This is a genomic window from Thiolapillus sp., from assembly GCF_048562965.1.
In the GTDB taxonomy this organism is placed as follows: domain Bacteria; phylum Pseudomonadota; class Gammaproteobacteria; order Chromatiales; family Chromatiaceae; genus Thiolapillus; species Thiolapillus brandeum_A.
Map to the genome: position 1 here is coordinate 1 of NZ_JBHNMF010001277.1, position 730 is coordinate 730.

1 protein-coding gene and 1 pseudogene are annotated in these 730 nt (G+C 52.5%); one reads left to right on the forward strand and one right to left on the reverse strand.

From position 1 onward, the window contains the following. Positions 1–280 precede the first annotated feature (280 nt). On the reverse strand, positions 281–637 hold the full coding sequence (locus ACOCD2_RS23795) for a hypothetical protein (protein WP_419588207.1): 357 nt from the start codon (positions 635–637) through the stop codon (positions 281–283). Between ACOCD2_RS23795 and ACOCD2_RS23800 the strand changes: the two are divergent. Continuing rightward, positions 554–730, forward strand: a pseudogene (locus ACOCD2_RS23800) (hypothetical protein); the annotation flags it as partial. The gene ACOCD2_RS23795 and the pseudogene ACOCD2_RS23800 sit on opposite strands and share 84 nt — an antisense overlap.

Consider the following 730-nt stretch of genomic DNA (forward strand, 5'->3'; position numbering starts at 1 on the left):
TGCCGCCTTGGCATGTCCCAGCAAGGCCTGATTGATCTTCTCCCAGGTCACATCACTGATACGGCTGATGGTTCGCTGTAAAACCGCTTTCCTGGGAATGATCTCCAGGGGCAACCGGGCTGTCGGGTTCCATGTGGTCATATTCCAAGAAGGAGTTATCCTTTATTCCGAACCCGCCAGATATTGAATGACTGGCTCAAGCAAAAGCAGGAGGAAGCAACGCCATGGCCATCCATCCACAAGCCCGTACAACGCCACAGATTCGTTCTGAGATCAAGGCTCAACGTGATCGTAAGCAGGTGGCTCTTGCCAAGCAATACAATGTTACATCACAGAGTATCCGGAAATGGCAAAACCGGGATGAGTTCACCGACAAAAGCCTTCGTCCAGTTCCTGTCCAACCCATGGGGTCCATCTCTGGGTGCAGGTCTTTACCGATGCCAAGATCAAGTGTGTCTTCGGCCTCGTGATAGATTTTGGGGACTGGGATGTCCCAAAATCTATCACGAGGCCGAAGACACGCTTGCTCCATGGCTGGCAGCGGACGACTGCCATGTTCGACCGCATCACCCATCACTGCGACATCATCGAAACTGGCAATGAATCCTACCGGGTAACTACTCACCCCTATCAGCATAGAGCTGTCCCGAAAAGGCCATTTGAATGGCGACCAGCGGATTGTATCCCTGATTTGCCATGGTCTGCAGGTAACTGGAGATGCGGCAATAGG

What these genes read in the sequence shown, in the direction of transcription:
- ACOCD2_RS23795 (WP_419588207.1), bottom strand. Translation starts at nt 637, where the DNA reads ATGCTGATAGGGGTGAGTAGTTACCCGGTAGGATTCATTGCCAGTTTC.